The sequence below is a fragment of the Pseudomonas reactans genome, from assembly GCF_013387025.1.
Lineage (GTDB): Bacteria > Pseudomonadota > Gammaproteobacteria > Pseudomonadales > Pseudomonadaceae > Aquipseudomonas > Aquipseudomonas reactans.
In genome coordinates, this window is record NZ_JACAQP010000018.1 from 102,456 (window position 1) to 118,319 (window position 15,864).

Genomic DNA, 15,864 nt, shown 5'->3' on the forward strand with positions numbered 1-15,864 from the left:
TGGGGGAAGCGGGATGTTCAGGAGTGAACAATCCGGGTGAACAACTGAACAGGTCAGGGGGTTGACAATGAACAGTTATGAACAACACTGAACAAGATTTTGCATTTCTCTGTAGGAGCGAGCTTGCTCGCGAAGCGCTCAAGGACACCGCGTAAAATCAGGATAGGCGCGTTATCGTTGAATATTTTCGCGAGCAAGCTCGCTCCTACAGCGGAAATCCCCCCCATAAAAACAATAAAAAGCAGAAGGTCGCCCATGGCCGAACCCTTGGCTCACGACACCCTTATCCAGGAATCCTGGCGCCGTTGCCGCGCCTTCGGCCTGGACCACCAGAGCACGCCCAGCTTCGACCAGCTCCCCGCCGAGGGCATTAGCCAATTGCTGGAAAGCCAGCACTCGCTGGTGCAGACCACCCATCAGGAAGTGCTGCCCTACTACGAGAACATCCTCAGCAATTCCAATTGCCTGATCATGTTGGCCGACAACCAGGGCCAGGTACTGACCAGTTGGGGCACCCAGCGTTTTATCGAGCCCAAACTGGCGCGCGGTTTCAACCCTGGCGCCAGTTGGATGGAGCGCTCCAGCGGGACCAATGCCATCGGCACCGCGCTGGCGTGTGCCCAGGCGGTGCATATCGAACACGATGAACACTTCCTCAAGGCTAACCGCTTCATGACCGGCTCGGCGGCGCCGATCTTCGATGCCCAGCGCGAGATCATCGCAGTGCTGGATGTGTCCAGCGACAGCTACCTGCCGCCCTCCCACACCCTGGGCATGGTCAAGATGATGAGCCAGACCGTGGAAAACCGGCTGATCCTCAACCTGTTTCGCGGTGAGCACTTCCAACTGACCTTCAACACCGGCCTGAGCAACCTCGACAGTCAATGGGCGGGCTTGTTGATTTTTGATGAGAGCGGCCAGGTGTTGTCGGCCAACCGGCGTGCCGACAACCTGCTGGGTATCAGCTTGTCGCGGGTGATGATCGACAGTTTGTTCAAGGTGTCATTGCTGGAGTTGTTGAACCAGCCGGAAGGGCTGCCCTTCTCCCTGCAAGCCGCGGGACGCAACCGTTTCCAATGTTTGTTGAGACGCCCCAAGCAGGTGCCCGTGCAGGCACGCGTGTTCACCGAGCCGAAGCCGCCGAAGCCTGCGTCGATCGGTCTCAAGACCCTGCACTTCGGCGATGTGCGCGTGGAAAAAGCCGTGCGCCAGGCCGAACGTTTACTGGAGAAGGACATTCCGCTGCTGATCCACGGCGAGACGGGCGTGGGCAAGGAAGTGTTTGTCAAAGCCCTGCACCAGGCCAGCTCGCGCAGCCAGAAGGCATTTATCGCGGTGAACTGTGCGGCGATTCCGGCTGAGTTGGTGGAGTCGGAACTGTTCGGCTACGAAAAAGGCGCTTTTACCGGCGCGAATCAGAAAGGCAGCATCGGCCTGATCCGCAAGGCTGACAAGGGCACGCTGTTTCTCGATGAGATCGGTGACATGCCGCTGCCGACCCAGGCCCGTTTACTGCGGGTGTTGCAGGAACGCTGCGTGCAGCCGGTGGGCAGCAGCGAGTTGTTTCCGGTGGACTTGCGCATCATCTCGGCCACCAACCGTGCGCTGCGGGATTGGGTGCAGGCCGGGCGTTTCCGTGAGGACCTGTACTACCGCATCGGCGGCCTGACCCTGGAACTGCCGCCGTTGCGCGAACGCACCGACAAGCAGGCACTGTTCCAGCAACTGTGGCAGCAACACCGCGAGCCGACTCAGTGGGCGGGCCTGAGCGCCGAAGTGCTGGCGCTGTTTGAGCGGCATCCGTGGCCGGGGAATCTTCGTCAGGTGAGCAGCGTGTTGCAGGTGGCGCTGGCCATGGCCGAAGAACAACCGATCCGCGCAGAGCATCTGCCGGATGATTTTTTTGTGGATTTGAAGGTGGAGCCGCCGCTGCCCGCCAGTGAATACCTGGATGACAGCATTGACCTGAACCAGCGCTTGAAGGCCGCCGGCGGCAACATCTCCCACCTGGCGCGAGAGCTCGGGGTAAGCCGCAACACTTTGTACAAGCGCCTGCGCCAGCACGAAAGCTAGCGCGGCTTGACCACCACCAGCAGGTCGGTGAAGTACTCCACCTGGATCGGCAGGTTGTCCGCCAGTGACGAAAGCGCCGCCGCCGTGTCGTCCAGCTTGAACACGCCGGACACCCGCAGGTTCTGCAAGGCCTTGGGATCGAAGCGCAGCATGCCGTGGCGGTAGCTGGCGAGGGTTTGCAGCACCTCGCTCAGGGGTTGGTCGTTGACCTTGAGCAGGCCACGGGTCCAGGCGTCCGGGTCATTGTTGCCGATGGCTTGCGGCGCTTGGGCGCGACCGTGGTCGAGGACCGAACGCTGGCCAGCCGTGACCTTTACACCGTCACTGGAATCACCTTGGACCGCGACAGTGGACTCGATCACCGTGACCAGCGTGGTGCCATCCGACGCACGCTTGACCAGATAACGCGTGCCCAATGCCGTGGCCGTGCCTTGGTCGGTACGCACCACGAAGGGCCGTTGCGCATCTTTGGCCACGTCCACCCAGAGTTCGCCTTGCAGCAGTTCGATGACCCGTTGATGGCCGTCGAACTTCACGTCCACCGCCGAATTGCTGTTGAGCTGCAACTGGCTGCCGTCTTCGAGGGCGATCTGCCGGCGCTCGCCGACGCCGGTGCGCTGGTCGGCCATCCAGACCGGCAGGTGTTGCAGGCCCAACCAGCCGCACAAGACTACGCCGAGCAAGCCCACCACTTGCGCACCACGCGGACGTCGTGGGGCGAATGCGCGGTTCAGGGCCATGCGTGCGGGTTTGGCCGGCAGCGTATCGAGGCTGCCCCAGAGTGCGCCCATGCGTTCGATAGCCACGGAGTGACGCGGGTCGGCCGACCGCCAGGTGTTGAACGCCTGGCGGTCGGCTTCGGTGACGTTTTCGTCGTGCAGGCGGGTCAGCCACTGCGCCGCTTGCTGGATGATCTGTTCGGAACTCATGCCAGCGGGTCTGCCGGGTGCAGGCTGTGATAACAGTGCACCAAGGCGCTGGAGATATAGTTTTTGACGGTGCTGGAGGACACGTCCAGGCGCGTGGCGATTTCGCTGTAGGTCAGCCCATCGAGACGACTCAACAGAAACGCTTCGCGCGCCTTGGCCGGTAACCCGGCGAGCATTTCGGCGATGCGCTCCAGGGCTTGCAGTGCCACATGAATCGCCGCCGGGTCAGGCATGCCAGCGTCTTCGCACTGGATCACCAGGGCTTCCATGTAGGCTTTTTCGATGCGACGGCGGCGGGCGCCATCGATCAGCAACCGCCCTGCCGTGGTGGCCAGGAACGCGCGCGGCTCTTTGATCTGTTGGGGTTCGGCCAGCATCAAGACACGAATGAAGGCGTCATGGGCGAGGTCCGCGGCATGCTGGGAACACCCGAGTTTCTTGCGCAGCCAGCCATGCAACCAACCGTGGTGCTCGCTGTACATCGCCGTGAGGGTCTGCTGCCGGACGGAGTCGCCCAGCACGGCCGGAATGTCATGCATGCGCAAAAAGATCTCAAATGGGAATAGTTGCCAATTGCGCAGACAATGCCAGTAAAAAGGGGTTTGGGCAAGGGCTCAGCGCCAGCTCCAGGAGACGCCGGTGTAGATGCCACGGCCATCCGCCGGGGTGGAACGCGCGACATCCAGGCCTTTATCGTCGTACCCCGGCGTGACGGTATTGGCGTAACGGCGGTTGGTGAGGTTGCGCAGGTCGACCCAGGCTTGCCAATCCTGCTGGGGGGCGTCGTAGCCGAACGTGGCGCCGATAAGGGTGTAGGACGCGGCGTAGTAGGAGTTGGCGTAGTCCACCGCCACTTTTGATGAATGCTCGGTGTTGAGGCTGGTGTAGAAACCGGTCGGATGGCTGTAGCGCACTTGCGCCTGATAGTAGTGCTTGGGGATGCCCGGCAAGGTGTTGTCGCCGAAACGGTCGTCATCACGGTAATGGAAGTCGCTGAAGGTGTAGGCCTGGCGCAGGGTGAGCTGGCCGTTGCGGCCGCCCTCCCACAACGGGCTCAGCAGGCTCAACTCGACGCCCTGGTGAATCGTCGGGCTGGCGTTGTTTTCAGCGACGATGGCGTTGCTGGTCGACGTCTGGGCCTGGGTTTCCACGGTGAGCAATTCGTGGCGAACTTCGGAGCGGTACAGCGCCAGGTCCCACTGGCCGAGCCATGCTTCACCACGGCCGCCGATTTCCAGGGTAGTGGCGGTCTGGTTTTTCAGGCTCACGCCTTCGCGCTGCAGGCCGGTGGCCGCTCCACTGCCTGCGGGGAAGTATTTGTTGGAACCCCAGATCATCGACCACGCATGTGGCGGCTCGACCGAACGGCTCAGGTTGCCGTACACCTGCAACTGCGGGGTGAAGTCATAACGCAAGCCGACACGCGGCGCATAGTCCCAGTCATGTTGGCTGAGCGGCGCCTGGCCTTCGGGATAAGTGACCTGGGTTTCGCGACGGGTGTAGATTGCCGCCAGACCAGTCGTCAGCCACAGATCCGGGACCAGTTCCAGGTCGTTGCCGATATGCAGCACGGTGTCGGAACCCAGGTAGCTATAGTCGCGGGTCTTGGTGCCCGGCGCGTAGGTTGCCGTGTTGCCGGCCGGCGTGCGCACATACTCCGACGCGCCGTTATTGGGCATCGCCTGGGTGGTGCGCAGGCCGACGGTGGTTTTGCTGTCGTGGTCGAACAGCGTGTCCTGGCGGATGTAATTGAGGGTGCTGCTGATATCGGTGTAGGCGACTTTCAGGCGATTGGTACCTTCGCGCAGGTCCATCGGGTAGTCGTGGTACGCCAGGCCGACTTCGACCCGGGCATTGTCATCCAACTGCAGGGTGGTCTTGTTGGCGATCCAGGTGGAGCCCGGTTGCAGGCGCTTGGAATCGCGGGCGGCGTTGAGGCTGTTGGCCGCGCGTGGGTCATGGCTGATCTGGCTGCGCGTGAGTTTGCCGGGAGTGTCGTTGGTGGTTTCGCGGTAGCGGAAATAGAAGCGGGTTTCCAGGTCCGGGTTGAAACGGTAGCCGAAGTTGGCGGCCACGCCCTTGCCGGTGCCGGCGCTCTGGCGCTGGTAGCCGTCGGACTCGGAGTCAGTGAGGCTGATGTAGTAGTCGGCATCCCCCAACACCTGGCCTGAACTGATTTCGCGCTGGGCATAACCTTTGCTGCCGGCTTCATAGCGCAGTTGGAGCTTGGGCGCGTCGTAGCCGGTGCGCGTCACGTAGTTGACGGCGCCACCGAGGGCCAAGGCACCCTGGTCAAAACCGTTGGCGCCCCGCAGCACCTCGACGCGGCTTTGCCACAACGGGTCTTTCAGCTCATAAGGTGTGCCGCCGGGGCCGGTCAGCGGCAGGCCATCAAACATTTCGTATAGACCGGAGGCATGGGAACCGGGGCTGCGGTTCAGGCCCGAACCGCGAATCGAGAGTTTCACCCCTTCGTTGTTCGCCGCCTTGGCGTATACCCCGGCCTGGTACTTGAACACGTCTTCGTTGGTGCTCACCCGCCCCTGCTGCACGCTGTTCATGTCGATGTAGTTGGTGCCACCGGGCACGCTCTTGAGCTGCGCCTCGGCCACTTCACCCGCACTGGCTTCGCTGCTGGTGACTTCGACCGGGGCCAATTGCAGGTCTTCGGCATGCACCAGCGAGCTTAACGTCAGGGCGGCAAACAGCAACGGAGGGTGGCGCAACAGCATCAGGCAGGTCCTTGGAATTCGGGGGGGCACGGGGTGGGAAGGCTGGGACGCCCGCCAGGTCACTCCTTATTAACGGACTGGGTCCCTGCAACTACAGCGTCGGACGGGATTATTCGTTAAGTCTCCATCAGCGCTTGCATCAGTTCTGCGGCTTCCGACCCTGGCGCAAGCCTGAAACCCTCCATTTCATCCGTTGCCAGGATCTCGCCAAGCGCATCGAGCAATTGCGCCTCGGTGGGCGAGTCACGCAGCAGTTTGTGCGCAGGCAACAACAGTTCCGCGCAAACACCCTGAACACTCGCCGCATCGACCACGGCAAACAGGATAAAGCGCAAGCGTATTTCTCTTTCAGTAGGCCAAACCGTTTTTCGCTTACCCATGGTAAAGGCCTCAGATTTCAGAAAAATCCGAGGCTATTGATGAGCGTGAAGTGTTTCAAGCATGGGGCGGCAAGATAGGCCGAGTCCTACACGGAAAAGGGAAGAACCGTACATTTATCCTGACGCTGACCCGTTTACTGCACTGGCAAGAAATTCATCAGCAACAAACTCTGCGCATAGTTCAGACCAATGCGCCGGTAGCGCTCGTCGAGCATTTGGGTCAGCAGGTCAAGGCGCGCGACAATCTTGCCGAACTCCACCGCAAAACTGAGGTTGCTGCCCTCCTCCGAAATTTCGTTGGAAAACAATAGCAGCACGCCATTCGCGTCCTGGCGCTTACTCAGCAGCCAGGTGGCCTTCTCGATATTGCGCGCGGCATTACTGACAAACTGCGGATTGATCGAGTCGGTGATGTAGAACTCGGTACGTCCACCGTGGGCGGTCACGAGCATGCTGCCGATGGCATAGATGAAAGCGCCGACCCGATCACCTTTGAAATCCGGCCCCAAGGAGTAGCTCAGCGCCGCCAGGTCACGACGGTCACCCAGCGCGGGCAGGGATCGACGCTGCTCGATGGCCTGGCGAATCTCTCGCGCCGCCGTCACCGCATCCGGGTACCCCGACTGCCGCCACTGGCTGGGATTACGCAGATAGAGCTTGTTCATCAACACATACAGGCTTTGCAGATTGTCACGCATGCCCAGCGTCGCCATGCGATCGACACTGGTCTGGAAGAACTCATCGGGCTTGCCATTGCTGAACTGCTTGGCGATATCCCGCCCCTGTTGCTGGCTGCAACCGCTGGCAGAGAGCATTAACAAGGCTGCCAGCAGCATGGGCTGATACATTCGTCGACGATTGAAACAAGGAAACGTGCGATCCATCGGCACCCGATCTGGTTCATCTGCCCACGCGGGGGATCGGCGGGGCTGGGACAAGGATAGAGCGGAGAATTCCAGAAAAGTGCAATGGCTGGGGTAGATAGTTGTAACCAAAGACCGCTGGGCAGATGAATGGGCTTGATTCTGAATAATTCTATTCAGTCTCTATACTCATTAAAACGGCAGTACATAAGGGTGACGGCAATGAAACATCCAATTCGTGCACAAATGGTTGTTCAGATGATTTGCCTGCTTTCGGTGGCACAGCTTTTTTGCTGAGCTGCGTGTCATCGATTTAATACCCAGCTGCAATTGCGGCGCTGGAAGGTATTGTCAACGACCCACCTGAACCTGGCCCGACATTCGAATGCCGGGCCAGAACGTGCAGCTACAGCAAGACAGTGGCCAGCATGCCCAGAGCGCCCAGGCAAAACCCGATCAATGCGCCTCGCCCGGGAAACTCCTGGAACAGCGCCCAGATCACGATCGGTTCCAGCAGCAATAACGACGTCACGGAAACCACCGTGACCACCCAGATATCACCGACCGCTAGATACCCCAGCCAATAAGCGCCCAACAGACAAAGCCCCGCGAAGCACATCACCGCCACCGGCATGATGAACGCCTGCCATGAACCGTCACTGGCTTGAGCCAATCTGGCGGTTACCACCTCACTGTAGATTGCACAAAACTCACCAACGATCATCAATCCTAGAGCAGAAACTCCGAGTAATTCTTTGGACATATCAAAAACTCCTTCGTATTCAACGCACTGTTTTTCAACTCCCAGCGGGCAATGCCGCTGCCGAGGGTTTCGTCGCAGAGATACGAAGCAGCCTTGAACAGGCCTGAATTGCCGAAGTGCTTTTGCATGCTCATGTCCTTATATCAGGGGTGAGTCTCGGCGCCTCGATAAGGCGCTGGCTCCGATCATACGGCTGGCCGGCGGTTTTGAACACTCGGGGCATAATTGGCATGAACGGCATTAAAAATGTGCAATCCCCCTAGCCGCCTTACGTGATGATCGGGCTATGATCGGCCATCTGAACCGGACGCCCTATGCCCCATGCCTGTTGACCTGCAAGCCCTTTATCCCAAACTGATCCACTTGATGCTGGATACGGTCTTCGTCGTCGACAGCGATAACCAGATTGTCTTCGTGAGCGATGCCTGCGAGGCCTTGCTCGGCTACCGTGCCCAAGAGCTGACCGGCACCCTGATTACCGACTACATGCACCCTGAAGACCTGGCGCGCACCCGCGCTTCCATTGTGCGGGTCATGAATGGCCAACCCCACGTCGACTTCCGCAATCGTTACATCCGCAAGGACGGCAGCGTCGTGCATATCCTGTGGGCGGCCTTCTGGTCCAAGGACGTCGGTGCGCGGATCGGTGTCGCGCGGGATGTGACGGCGCTCACCCAGGCCGAGGAAGAATTACGCTTTCTGGCCCATCATGATCCGCTGACGGCACTCACCAACCGATCGCTGTTCAATCAGCGCCTCGACAGCGCCCTGCACACCGCAAAAACTCATAACCACACCCTCGCGCTGTTGTTTCTGGACATCAATGACTTCAAGGGCATCAACGATGTACATGGCCATGCCATGGGCGATCGCGTGCTCTGTGTGATTGCACGACGACTGGAGCGCTGCGCGCGCGAGAGCGACCTGGTGGCCCGGATGGGCGGGGATGAATTCACGGTACTGATTACGGATACCCCGTCGCAGAATGCAGTGGCCGGAAAGGTAGAGCGGATACTGGCGGTCATGGCGGAGCCACTGGGTGCCGAGTTTGGCGGGGTGAAGATGCCGTCCTGCAGCGTCGGCGTGGCGTTTTACCCGGCGGATGGGGAGGACGCGGATACACTGTTGAGTCATGCGGATGGGGAGATGTATCGGATCAAAAGGTTGCGGCTTGCGGCTGAATGATGGAAGCACACCGCTCAAGATTCCTATCTTTCCTAGGAAACCCGCCCGAGAACGACGCGCTATGATCACCTGCTGCTATAGCGCCTGATCAACCCTGCGCACCTTTCGAGAACAGGCGACGAATGAGGCCGAACATGAAACTGACAGATTTTGAGGTCCTTAGCTTTGACTGCTATGGCACGTTGATCGATTGGGAAACCGGAATATTCAACGCTCTGAAACCACTGGCTGCGAGATCCGGGAAAAACCTCACGCGCGATCAGATTCTCGAGGTGTTCGGCCGGCATGAATCACCTCAGCAAAAAACCACACCTACGGCCCTCTACTCGGACATTCTGCGCAAGGTCTACGACCGCATCGCCAAAGAATGGAAGCTCGACAGCGACGAGAAGGAGCGCGAGGCCTTCGGAACATCAGTGAAAGACTGGCCGCCCTTCCCCGACTCCCTCAATGCGCTGCACTATTTCAAGCAGTATTACAAACTTGCCATCTTATCCAACATCGATCGTGGCGAGTTTGAATTCAGCAAGGTCAAGCTGGGCGTCGAGTTCGATTGTGTCGTCACCGCTCAGGATGTGGGCTCCTACAAACCCGATCCGAAGAATTTCGCGTACTTGATGGACGCCCTGTACACCCTGGGCTTCGAAAAAAAATCCATCCTCCACGTCGCGGAAAGCCTGTATCACGACCATGTGCCGGCCAACGCGGCAGGCTTGGCAAGCTCATGGATTCATCGTCGCCATGACAAAGAGGGTTTTGGTGCTATTCATGTCCCGGCGACCGAAGCGACCTATAACTTCCGCTTCATCAGCTTGGCCAAAATGGTCGAAAGCCATCAGAAGCTGGTCGGTGAACACGCCCGAAATGCCAAGGCGTAGCGAGGCGATTGCCACGCTCACTCGTCATGTTCCAGTCGATACATTTCTGCCGCCACCTGTATTTGAAAGCGTGCTTCCGGGTTTTCCAGGGAGAGATCCAGGATTTTTTCAATGCGCGCCAGCCGATAGCGCAACGTGCTGATGTGCACGTCGAGCGCTTTGGCCGTATTGGCCAGTTGGAAGCCTTCTCGCGACAGCGCACAGACCGTCTCAAGCAACAGGGTGCCGTTCTTGCGATTGGCCAAGGGCTCGATCATCTGCTGAAGGAGCATCACCCTGGCCTTCTTGTCGCCCATCAGGGCGCGAGGAAACAACACCTCGTTAAACACATGCAGGCGCCCTGGGCGGAGCAGGGGCACCAGGGCCGCGACATCTTCAGCGCCCTGCGCCATGCCTGAAATCCCCCGATGCGTGCGACTGACAGCCATCGCACCGCCGTCGTGACGCAACTGCTTCCACAGCGACTCAGGCGCCAGGGTTGCCGGAATGATGAAGCTGATCTGATTGAGTGAAACCGAAATCAACGGTGAAACACTGTTCGCCACCATCAGGTTGAAGACGCGAGCTGTTTTCTCCTTGCGCCGCTTGAAGCCCTCAAGACTGAGCGGGATGGGTTCGTCCAACAGCACCAGACAGATTCTGTAGTCGCGTGTTTCGCTCCAGCCCGAAACCAGGGCGCGCTCGATCGCACTGGGGGTTTCCGGAAACTTGCCTTCCAAAAGCCCCGCCACCAGGGCGTGCCCCAGCCGCGTTTCCTGATCCAGCAGCTCTCGCTGATGCGAAAGGTGCAACGCCGCGATAACGGCGGCGTGTTCAAGCGCCCGGGAATGCACTTCTTCAAACAGGTCCTGCGTGCTCTCGAGCCAGACAATGCCGGCTACCTCCCCCTGCAACCAGATGGCGCAACCCAGCCTGAACCGCGGGTGAGGCCAGGTGAGTGTGATCGCCAGGGTCTGGGACTCATCGAAACGGTGCTCAAGGGGCCGTTCGTCAATGAATTTGGCGATCAACTCCCGTTCGAATTGCTCTGTGGTATCGATGTCGTGACCACTCAGAATCGTCCCGGATGCCGATACCACCAGCGCAGAAACCTCCAATGCACTGGCCAATGCATTACCGAGGCTGTCGAGGTTGTCAGCCTCGATAGCTGCCCGGGTCAACTTGCGATGAATCAGGTCCGAGCGCTGGATGATCTCGGTTTGCAAGTTGATGATTTTGGCCAGCACCTCCTGGGTGATCTCGCTGAAGGGCACCTCCCAAGGCAACTCCAACAGGGGGAAGTCGCAGCACTGCGCCTCGGCGATGGTCGCCGCGGAAAAATGATCACGAAAATGCGGGACCGCCAGCACCACGCCAGCCAGTCCAAGGTCGTTCAGTGTGCGTACCAGGACGCGACTGGCCTCATCCTCCTGCGGCCAGTTGTAGCCGGTGGTGAGCAACACGTCACCCGCCTTCAACCAGTGGGTGATGTCGGGGTGATCAATGATATGAACCCAGCTGATTTGCCTATCCAGCCCCTTGGCGCCCGCGACGACAGTCGCCTGTCGCAGGATGGTCTGCTCAAGTGCAGTTGATAGTTTCATTGTGTGTCCATGGCAGGAGGCTGAACGAGTCCCCCTGGCTTGCCTGGGGCATTGATTAACACGCTGGAGGCTCTCAGCGGTCTTACGAGCGTGTCACTTTAAAGACACAGGCCAGCCAAAATCACCTATTCAGCATAGGTAGGAAATAGCCAATATTCCTACTTTTAATACGACTATCTAACAATCCTCCGTTATTTCAATGACCGAATGCGGTCGCGCACCAATCATCCCCCTTTCCTGCAAAAAGCAGGATAAACCCTGCGCCGCGTCGTACTTTGCACAGATGGATTGGCGGTTTGCCTCTTTCTATGATGATCAAACCTGAACACCGCCACCCAAGCGCAACTTGATGGCTATCTGGAGTGATGTATGACGCCGTACGAAGCGTTTTCGAGCATTGATATACGAATCGGCCAAGTCACCAACGTTGAACTCAACGAAAAGGCCAAGAAGCCGGCCTACAAGGTCTGGATCGACTTTGGCGAACTCGGAATCAAAACCACCAGCGCCCAATTCACGCAGCTCTACACGGCCGAAGCGCTGATTGGCGAATACGTTGTGTGCGTGGTCAACCTGGGTACTCGAAATATCGCCGGGTTTGCTTCCGAGGTCTTGATGTTGGGCGCACAGACGGCACCGGGTGAAGTGGTGTTTCTTAAACCCGAGCGTGCACTCACACCGGGTCAACCCGTGTTTTAAACAGTCCCGGCCTATCAAACGGGTTTCGCACAACTGTACGTCATACCGAAAGGTATCTTGAGAGGAAAAAAATGAAGCTCACTGATTTCACCACCTTGTCGTTCGATTGCTATGGCACCTTGATCGACTGGGAAACCGGCATCGTCAACGGCCTGCAACCCCTGGCCGTACGCAGCGGAAAGGGCCTGGACCGCGAACAGATCCTTGAAGTATTCGGCCGCCACGAGTCCCCCCAGCAGACCCTGACGCCCGGCGCCTTGTACCCCGTCATCCTGGCGGCAGTCTATGACCGCATTGCCAAAGAATGGGGACTTGAGCCAGTTGCGACCGAGCGCGAGCACTTCGCCACGTCCGTGAAGGACTGGCCGGCGTTTCCAGATTCTGCAGACGCCCTGCGTTATCTCAAACAGCATTACAAGCTGGTGATCCTGTCCAACATCGACCGTACCGAGTTCAAGCTCAGTGAAGCGAAATTGGGTGTGGCGTTCGACCATATCGTGACGGCCCAGGATGTCGGTTCGTACAAGCCGAACCCCAACAACTTCACCTACATGATCGATCTGTTGGCCAAGGCCGGCATCGAGAAGCAGAAGATCCTGCACACCGCAGAAAGCCTGTACCACGACCATGTACCCGGCAAGATCGCCGGCTTGGCGGGTGCCTGGATCCATCGCCGCCATGGCAAGGAAGGTTTCGGCGCAACGCACGTGCCCGCTACCGAGGCCAAGTACGACTTCCGCTTCATCAGCATGGCGGACATGGTCGAAGCCCATAAGAAACTCGTGGGCGGCTAAGCCCTCACCCTGGGTTGGCGCCGCCTGCCGGTGGCGTCAACCGTCTGCACCAATCACTCAACACGACGATTGCCGTGACGCCAAAGACGGGTCAGGCGTAGCCGCGTGTCTTTTTCATGAGTAGGAGTGTTTAGAATGACTGACACTGGTTCGAACGCTGTTCTGGCAGCACGCGAGCACCATATCGCCCGTGGTGTGGCATCGGCCCACCCGATCATTATCGATCGCGCGGCAGGCAGCTATGTATGGGACGCCGAGGGCAACAAATACCTGGACTTCGTCGGCGGCATTGGTGTGCTCAATGTGGGGCACAATCACCCCGCCGTCGTGGATGCCATCAAGAAACAGATCGACAGTTTCACCCACATCTGCTTCCAGGTCGGCGCTTATCAGCCGTATGTAGAGCTCGCCCGTCGGTTGAACACTCTGGTCGGGGGTGGCGAGCCCTACAAGTCAGTGTTTTTGACCACTGGTGCCGAAGCCGTGGAAAACGCCATCAAGATTGCACGTAGCCACACCGGGCGCTCGGGCGTGATTGCCTTTCGAGGCGGCTTCCATGGTCGCACCTTGCTCGGGATCTCGCTGACGGGGTTCAGCCAGCCCTACAAGCAGAATTTTGGTCCGTTCGCGCCGGATATCCACCACGCGATCTACCCCAACGAATACCACGGTGTGTCCACCGAGCAAGCCCTGGCCTCGCTCCAGGCCATTTTTGATACCCAGATCCTGCCCGAACGCGTGGCGGCAATCATCCTTGAGCCGGTGCTGGGCGATGGGGGGTTTGTCGCTGCGCCGCCAGCCTTCATGCAAGCGCTGCGGGCGCTGACGACACGTCACGGCATCGTACTGATTTGCGATGAAATCCAGACCGGTTTCGGCCGTACCGGCAAGATGTTCGGTTTTCAACATTCCGACATCCAGCCCGACCTGATCACTGTGGCCAAGAGCTTGGCCGGCGGCATTCCCTTGTCAGGCGTGGTGGGTAAAGCCGCGATCATGGACGCGCCATCACCGGGCGGCCTGGGCGGAACCTATGGCGGTAATCCGCTGGGCTGTGCAGCAGGGCTTGCAGTGTTGTCCATCTTCGAAAACGAGGACCTGCTGGCACGCAGCCAGGCTATCGGCCGGCAACTGTTGAGTGGTTTCGAGACCTTCAAGGCCCGCTATGATGGGATCGGCGATGTACGTACATTGGGCGCCATGGCCGCGGTGGAGTTCGTCACCGATCGCAGCAGCCGGACACCTGACAGCGACACCGCGCAAAAAGTGATTGAACAGGCCCGCGCTCAAGGCCTGCTGCTGATCAAGTGCGGGATTCACCGCAACATTGTGCGTTTCCTCTGCCCACTCAATACCTCGGAGATTGACGTACAAGAAGCGCTGGGCATGTTCGAGCGCGCCCTGGCGGCCAGCCTTTGATCAGTGAAACGGCGCAAGCCACTCAGTGAATCAGCAAAAGTCGCCGCGTTGGCGACTTTTGCGCTCTCCATAGGCTCTGGAAAAGGTGATTGACGGCAATCGGTGCAGCAGTCAAACGAGGTAAATCCAAATGCACACTCAGACCAGGCTCGACCGGATCGATATCGCCATCCTGGCCCACCTCCAGCAGGACAGTTCGCTGACCAATGCGGCATTGGCCGACAAGGTCAACCTCTCGCCAAGCCCTTGCTACATCCGGGTCAAACGACTGGAGAAAAACGGCTACATCCTTCGGTATTCCGCCACCTTGAACATTGCCAAGATCGCGGGATCCTTGACCATTTACTCCGAGGTCGAACTGGATGAACACCGCAAGGAAAGCTTTCAACGCTTCGAGTCGACGGTGCGCACATACCAGGACTTGCAGGAGTGTCACATGGTCACCGGCAAGATTGACTATGTCTTGAAATTCGTCTGCAAAAGCGTGGTGGAATACCAGGCCATCATGGATGAGCTCTTGCAAAAAAACGTCGGGGTCGCGCGCTTTTACACCTTCTTCGTGACACGAACGGTGTTTCAACGCGAAGGCGTGGACTTGCAGGCATTGCTGACGCCCGGCAATGCCTGAATCTGTCACCGGTCGGAATACTGCGCGGCTGCATTCAAGGTGCGCTTCCACAGCTCCAGATACGCCTCCTGCGTCATGTAGGCGGCATGCGGGGTCAGCGTGACATTCCCGACATCGCGCCACGGGTCATTGGGTGCCATAGGTTCCTGCCAGAACACATCCAGGGCCGCGTGCGCCACCTGGCCGCTATACAATGCTTGCGCCAGCGCCGCCTGATCGATCAAGGCGGCTCGCGCAGTGTTGATCACCAACGCACCCGGCTTGAGCAACCGAAGGCGTGCCGAGTCGAGAAACCCGGTGGTATGCGGGTTAAGAGCCAGATGCAGCGACACCACCTCGGCGCCGCGCAAGACCGTGTTCAGGTCGGCCTCAAAATACGGCGAGTCGACAGGCGTACGATTCCAGATTGAGACATCCATGCCGAGCGCTGTAGCCATCTGCGCATAACAACGCCCTACTTCACCAAAACCAATCACTGCCACTTTGCGCCCCTCCAGTTGAAGGCCGCCGCGAGGCTGCCAGCCCCCGCGTGCAATGTCTTTCAGCATCGGCCCCAGATTTCGCGCGGCAGCGAAGGTCAATGCCAGGGCATGTTCCGCCACCGCTCGGCTACCGTAGCCGGGCGTGGTGCTCACCGCGATACCGTGCTCACTCAACCACACCATCGGCAGATAGCTGCTGGCGCCCGTCCCCATGAAAACTATAGCCTTCAACGTCGGGCAGGCCGCCAGCGTTTCGGGGCTCACCAGTGTGTGCTCGACCAGCATGACGTGCGCCGAGCGGCATAACGACACGATCTGTTCAGGGGTCGGATCGCCCACATGAATGTGCATTCCCTCGGGGACCGTCAGCGTGCCTGCGTCAAACAGCGCGTTCAGTTCAGGCGTGCAGTCAATCAATACAATGTTCATGGCAGTTCCAGCGACAGGGTCACCAGA

17 protein-coding genes are annotated in these 15,864 nt (G+C 59.1%); 7 read left to right on the top strand and 10 right to left on the bottom strand.

Annotation, left to right across the window (positions count from 1 at the left end):
- Positions 1 to 53 precede the first annotated feature (53 nt).
- Positions 54 to 257 carry a hypothetical protein gene (locus HX793_RS19370; RefSeq protein WP_177052009.1) on the bottom strand — a complete coding sequence of 68 codons (204 nt, stop codon included), beginning with the start codon at positions 255 to 257 and terminating at the stop codon, positions 54 to 56.
- Here HX793_RS19370 and HX793_RS19375 point away from each other — a divergent pair.
- Entirely contained in the window at positions 256 to 2,073 is a 1,818-nt protein-coding gene (locus HX793_RS19375; protein WP_177096828.1) for a sigma-54-dependent Fis family transcriptional regulator, read from the top strand. The genes HX793_RS19370 and HX793_RS19375 overlap by 2 nt on opposite strands.
- On the opposite strand, the gene HX793_RS19380 is transcribed toward HX793_RS19375, so the two are convergent.
- The 7 genes from HX793_RS19380 to HX793_RS19410 all read right to left on the bottom strand — a co-directional run bounded on the left by HX793_RS19380 (position 2,070) and on the right by HX793_RS19410 (position 7,868).
- A complete protein-coding gene (locus HX793_RS19380; protein ID WP_177096826.1) occupies positions 2,070 to 3,002 on the bottom strand; it encodes a FecR family protein in 933 nt (310 codons plus the stop codon). The two genes, HX793_RS19375 and HX793_RS19380, sit on opposite strands and share 4 nt — an antisense overlap.
- Positions 2,999 to 3,541 carry a sigma-70 family RNA polymerase sigma factor gene (locus tag HX793_RS19385; protein ID WP_177096824.1) on the bottom strand — a complete coding sequence of 181 codons (543 nt, stop codon included), beginning with the start codon at positions 3,539 to 3,541 and terminating at the stop codon, positions 2,999 to 3,001. The genes HX793_RS19380 and HX793_RS19385 overlap by 4 nt, the downstream gene beginning before the upstream one ends.
- 75 nt (positions 3,542 to 3,616) lie before the next feature.
- Positions 3,617 to 5,734 (bottom strand): TonB-dependent receptor family protein, encoded by a 2,118-nt coding sequence (locus tag HX793_RS19390; RefSeq protein ID WP_177096822.1) that lies wholly within the window; start codon positions 5,732 to 5,734, stop codon positions 3,617 to 3,619.
- A 116-nt stretch (positions 5,735 to 5,850) separates the two neighbouring features.
- A complete protein-coding gene (locus HX793_RS19395) occupies positions 5,851 to 6,114 on the bottom strand; it encodes a hypothetical protein (protein WP_025999805.1) in 264 nt (87 codons plus the stop codon).
- Between the two features lie 134 nt (positions 6,115 to 6,248).
- Positions 6,249 to 6,962, bottom strand: coding sequence for a hypothetical protein (locus tag HX793_RS19400; protein WP_177096820.1), 714 nt, complete (start codon positions 6,960 to 6,962; stop codon positions 6,249 to 6,251).
- A gap of 421 nt (positions 6,963 to 7,383) precedes the next feature.
- Positions 7,384 to 7,701 (bottom strand): hypothetical protein, encoded by a 318-nt coding sequence (locus HX793_RS19405; RefSeq protein ID WP_177096846.1) that lies wholly within the window; start codon positions 7,699 to 7,701, stop codon positions 7,384 to 7,386.
- Positions 7,702 to 7,706: 5 nt separating this feature from the next.
- Positions 7,707 to 7,868, bottom strand: a complete 162-nt coding sequence (locus HX793_RS19410) for a hypothetical protein (protein ID WP_016977319.1) — start codon at positions 7,866 to 7,868, stop codon at positions 7,707 to 7,709.
- 193 nt (positions 7,869 to 8,061) lie between these two features.
- On the opposite strand from HX793_RS19410, the gene HX793_RS19415 reads away from it, so the two are divergent.
- Together HX793_RS19415 and HX793_RS19420 are read left to right on the top strand one after the other, a co-directional pair.
- The gene (locus HX793_RS19415) at positions 8,062 to 8,925 is read left to right on the top strand and encodes a sensor domain-containing diguanylate cyclase (protein WP_177052138.1); all 864 of its coding nucleotides are present in this window, start codon (positions 8,062 to 8,064) and stop codon (positions 8,923 to 8,925) included.
- A 134-nt stretch (positions 8,926 to 9,059) separates the two neighbouring features.
- A complete protein-coding gene (locus HX793_RS19420; protein ID WP_177052136.1) occupies positions 9,060 to 9,803 on the top strand; it encodes a haloacid dehalogenase type II in 744 nt (247 codons plus the stop codon).
- Between the two features lie 17 nt (positions 9,804 to 9,820).
- Here HX793_RS19420 and HX793_RS19425 read toward each other — a convergent pair whose 3' ends face one another.
- Positions 9,821 to 11,386: a PucR family transcriptional regulator gene (locus HX793_RS19425; protein WP_016977322.1), complete on the bottom strand. Its 1,566-nt coding sequence runs from the start codon at positions 11,384 to 11,386 to the stop codon at positions 9,821 to 9,823.
- 369 nt (positions 11,387 to 11,755) lie between these two features.
- Here HX793_RS19425 and HX793_RS19430 point away from each other — a divergent pair, with 369 nt between their 5' ends.
- The 4 genes from HX793_RS19430 to HX793_RS19445 all read left to right on the top strand — a co-directional run bounded on the left by HX793_RS19430 (position 11,756) and on the right by HX793_RS19445 (position 14,926).
- Positions 11,756 to 12,085, top strand: coding sequence for a tRNA-binding protein (locus HX793_RS19430; RefSeq protein WP_016977323.1), 330 nt, complete (start codon positions 11,756 to 11,758; stop codon positions 12,083 to 12,085).
- 71 nt (positions 12,086 to 12,156) lie between these two features.
- Positions 12,157 to 12,879 (top strand): haloacid dehalogenase type II, encoded by a 723-nt coding sequence (locus HX793_RS19435; protein ID WP_016977324.1) that lies wholly within the window; start codon positions 12,157 to 12,159, stop codon positions 12,877 to 12,879.
- Positions 12,880 to 13,014: 135 nt separating this feature from the next.
- On the top strand, positions 13,015 to 14,298 hold the full coding sequence (gene gabT, locus HX793_RS19440; RefSeq protein WP_177052134.1) for a 4-aminobutyrate--2-oxoglutarate transaminase: 1,284 nt from the start codon (positions 13,015 to 13,017) through the stop codon (positions 14,296 to 14,298).
- Positions 14,299 to 14,428: 130 nt separating this feature from the next.
- Positions 14,429 to 14,926, top strand: a complete 498-nt coding sequence (locus HX793_RS19445) for an Lrp/AsnC family transcriptional regulator (RefSeq protein WP_177052132.1) — start codon at positions 14,429 to 14,431, stop codon at positions 14,924 to 14,926.
- A gap of 5 nt (positions 14,927 to 14,931) precedes the next feature.
- Here the strand turns inward: HX793_RS19445 and HX793_RS19450 are convergent, their stop codons facing one another.
- On the bottom strand, positions 14,932 to 15,837 hold the full coding sequence (locus HX793_RS19450; RefSeq protein ID WP_177052130.1) for an NAD(P)-dependent oxidoreductase: 906 nt from the start codon (positions 15,835 to 15,837) through the stop codon (positions 14,932 to 14,934).
- Between the last annotated feature and the right edge of the window lie 27 nt (positions 15,838 to 15,864).

What these genes read in the sequence shown, in the direction of transcription:
- HX793_RS19390 (WP_177096822.1), bottom strand. Translation starts at nt 5,734, where the DNA reads ATGCTGTTGCGCCACCCTCCGTTGCTGTTTGCCGCCCTGACGTTAAGC.
- HX793_RS19450 (WP_177052130.1), bottom strand. Translation starts at nt 15,837, where the DNA reads ATGAACATTGTATTGATTGACTGCACGCCTGAACTGAACGCGCTGTTT.
- HX793_RS19410 (WP_016977319.1), bottom strand. Translation starts at nt 7,868, where the DNA reads ATGCAAAAGCACTTCGGCAATTCAGGCCTGTTCAAGGCTGCTTCGTAT.
- HX793_RS19385 (WP_177096824.1), bottom strand. Translation starts at nt 3,541, where the DNA reads ATGCATGACATTCCGGCCGTGCTGGGCGACTCCGTCCGGCAGCAGACC.
- HX793_RS19400 (WP_177096820.1), bottom strand. Translation starts at nt 6,962, where the DNA reads ATGTATCAGCCCATGCTGCTGGCAGCCTTGTTAATGCTCTCTGCCAGC.
- HX793_RS19425 (WP_016977322.1), bottom strand. Translation starts at nt 11,386, where the DNA reads ATGAAACTATCAACTGCACTTGAGCAGACCATCCTGCGACAGGCGACT.
- HX793_RS19375 (WP_177096828.1), top strand. Translation starts at nt 256, where the DNA reads ATGGCCGAACCCTTGGCTCACGACACCCTTATCCAGGAATCCTGGCGC.
- HX793_RS19435 (WP_016977324.1), top strand. Translation starts at nt 12,157, where the DNA reads ATGAAGCTCACTGATTTCACCACCTTGTCGTTCGATTGCTATGGCACC.
- HX793_RS19445 (WP_177052132.1), top strand. Translation starts at nt 14,429, where the DNA reads ATGCACACTCAGACCAGGCTCGACCGGATCGATATCGCCATCCTGGCC.
- HX793_RS19430 (WP_016977323.1), top strand. Translation starts at nt 11,756, where the DNA reads ATGACGCCGTACGAAGCGTTTTCGAGCATTGATATACGAATCGGCCAA.
- HX793_RS19370 (WP_177052009.1), bottom strand. Translation starts at nt 257, where the DNA reads ATGGGCGACCTTCTGCTTTTTATTGTTTTTATGGGGGGGATTTCCGCT.
- gabT (WP_177052134.1), top strand. Translation starts at nt 13,015, where the DNA reads ATGACTGACACTGGTTCGAACGCTGTTCTGGCAGCACGCGAGCACCAT.
- HX793_RS19415 (WP_177052138.1), top strand. Translation starts at nt 8,062, where the DNA reads ATGCCTGTTGACCTGCAAGCCCTTTATCCCAAACTGATCCACTTGATG.
- HX793_RS19405 (WP_177096846.1), bottom strand. Translation starts at nt 7,701, where the DNA reads ATGATCGTTGGTGAGTTTTGTGCAATCTACAGTGAGGTGGTAACCGCC.
- HX793_RS19380 (WP_177096826.1), bottom strand. Translation starts at nt 3,002, where the DNA reads ATGAGTTCCGAACAGATCATCCAGCAAGCGGCGCAGTGGCTGACCCGC.
- HX793_RS19395 (WP_025999805.1), bottom strand. Translation starts at nt 6,114, where the DNA reads ATGGGTAAGCGAAAAACGGTTTGGCCTACTGAAAGAGAAATACGCTTG.
- HX793_RS19420 (WP_177052136.1), top strand. Translation starts at nt 9,060, where the DNA reads ATGAAACTGACAGATTTTGAGGTCCTTAGCTTTGACTGCTATGGCACG.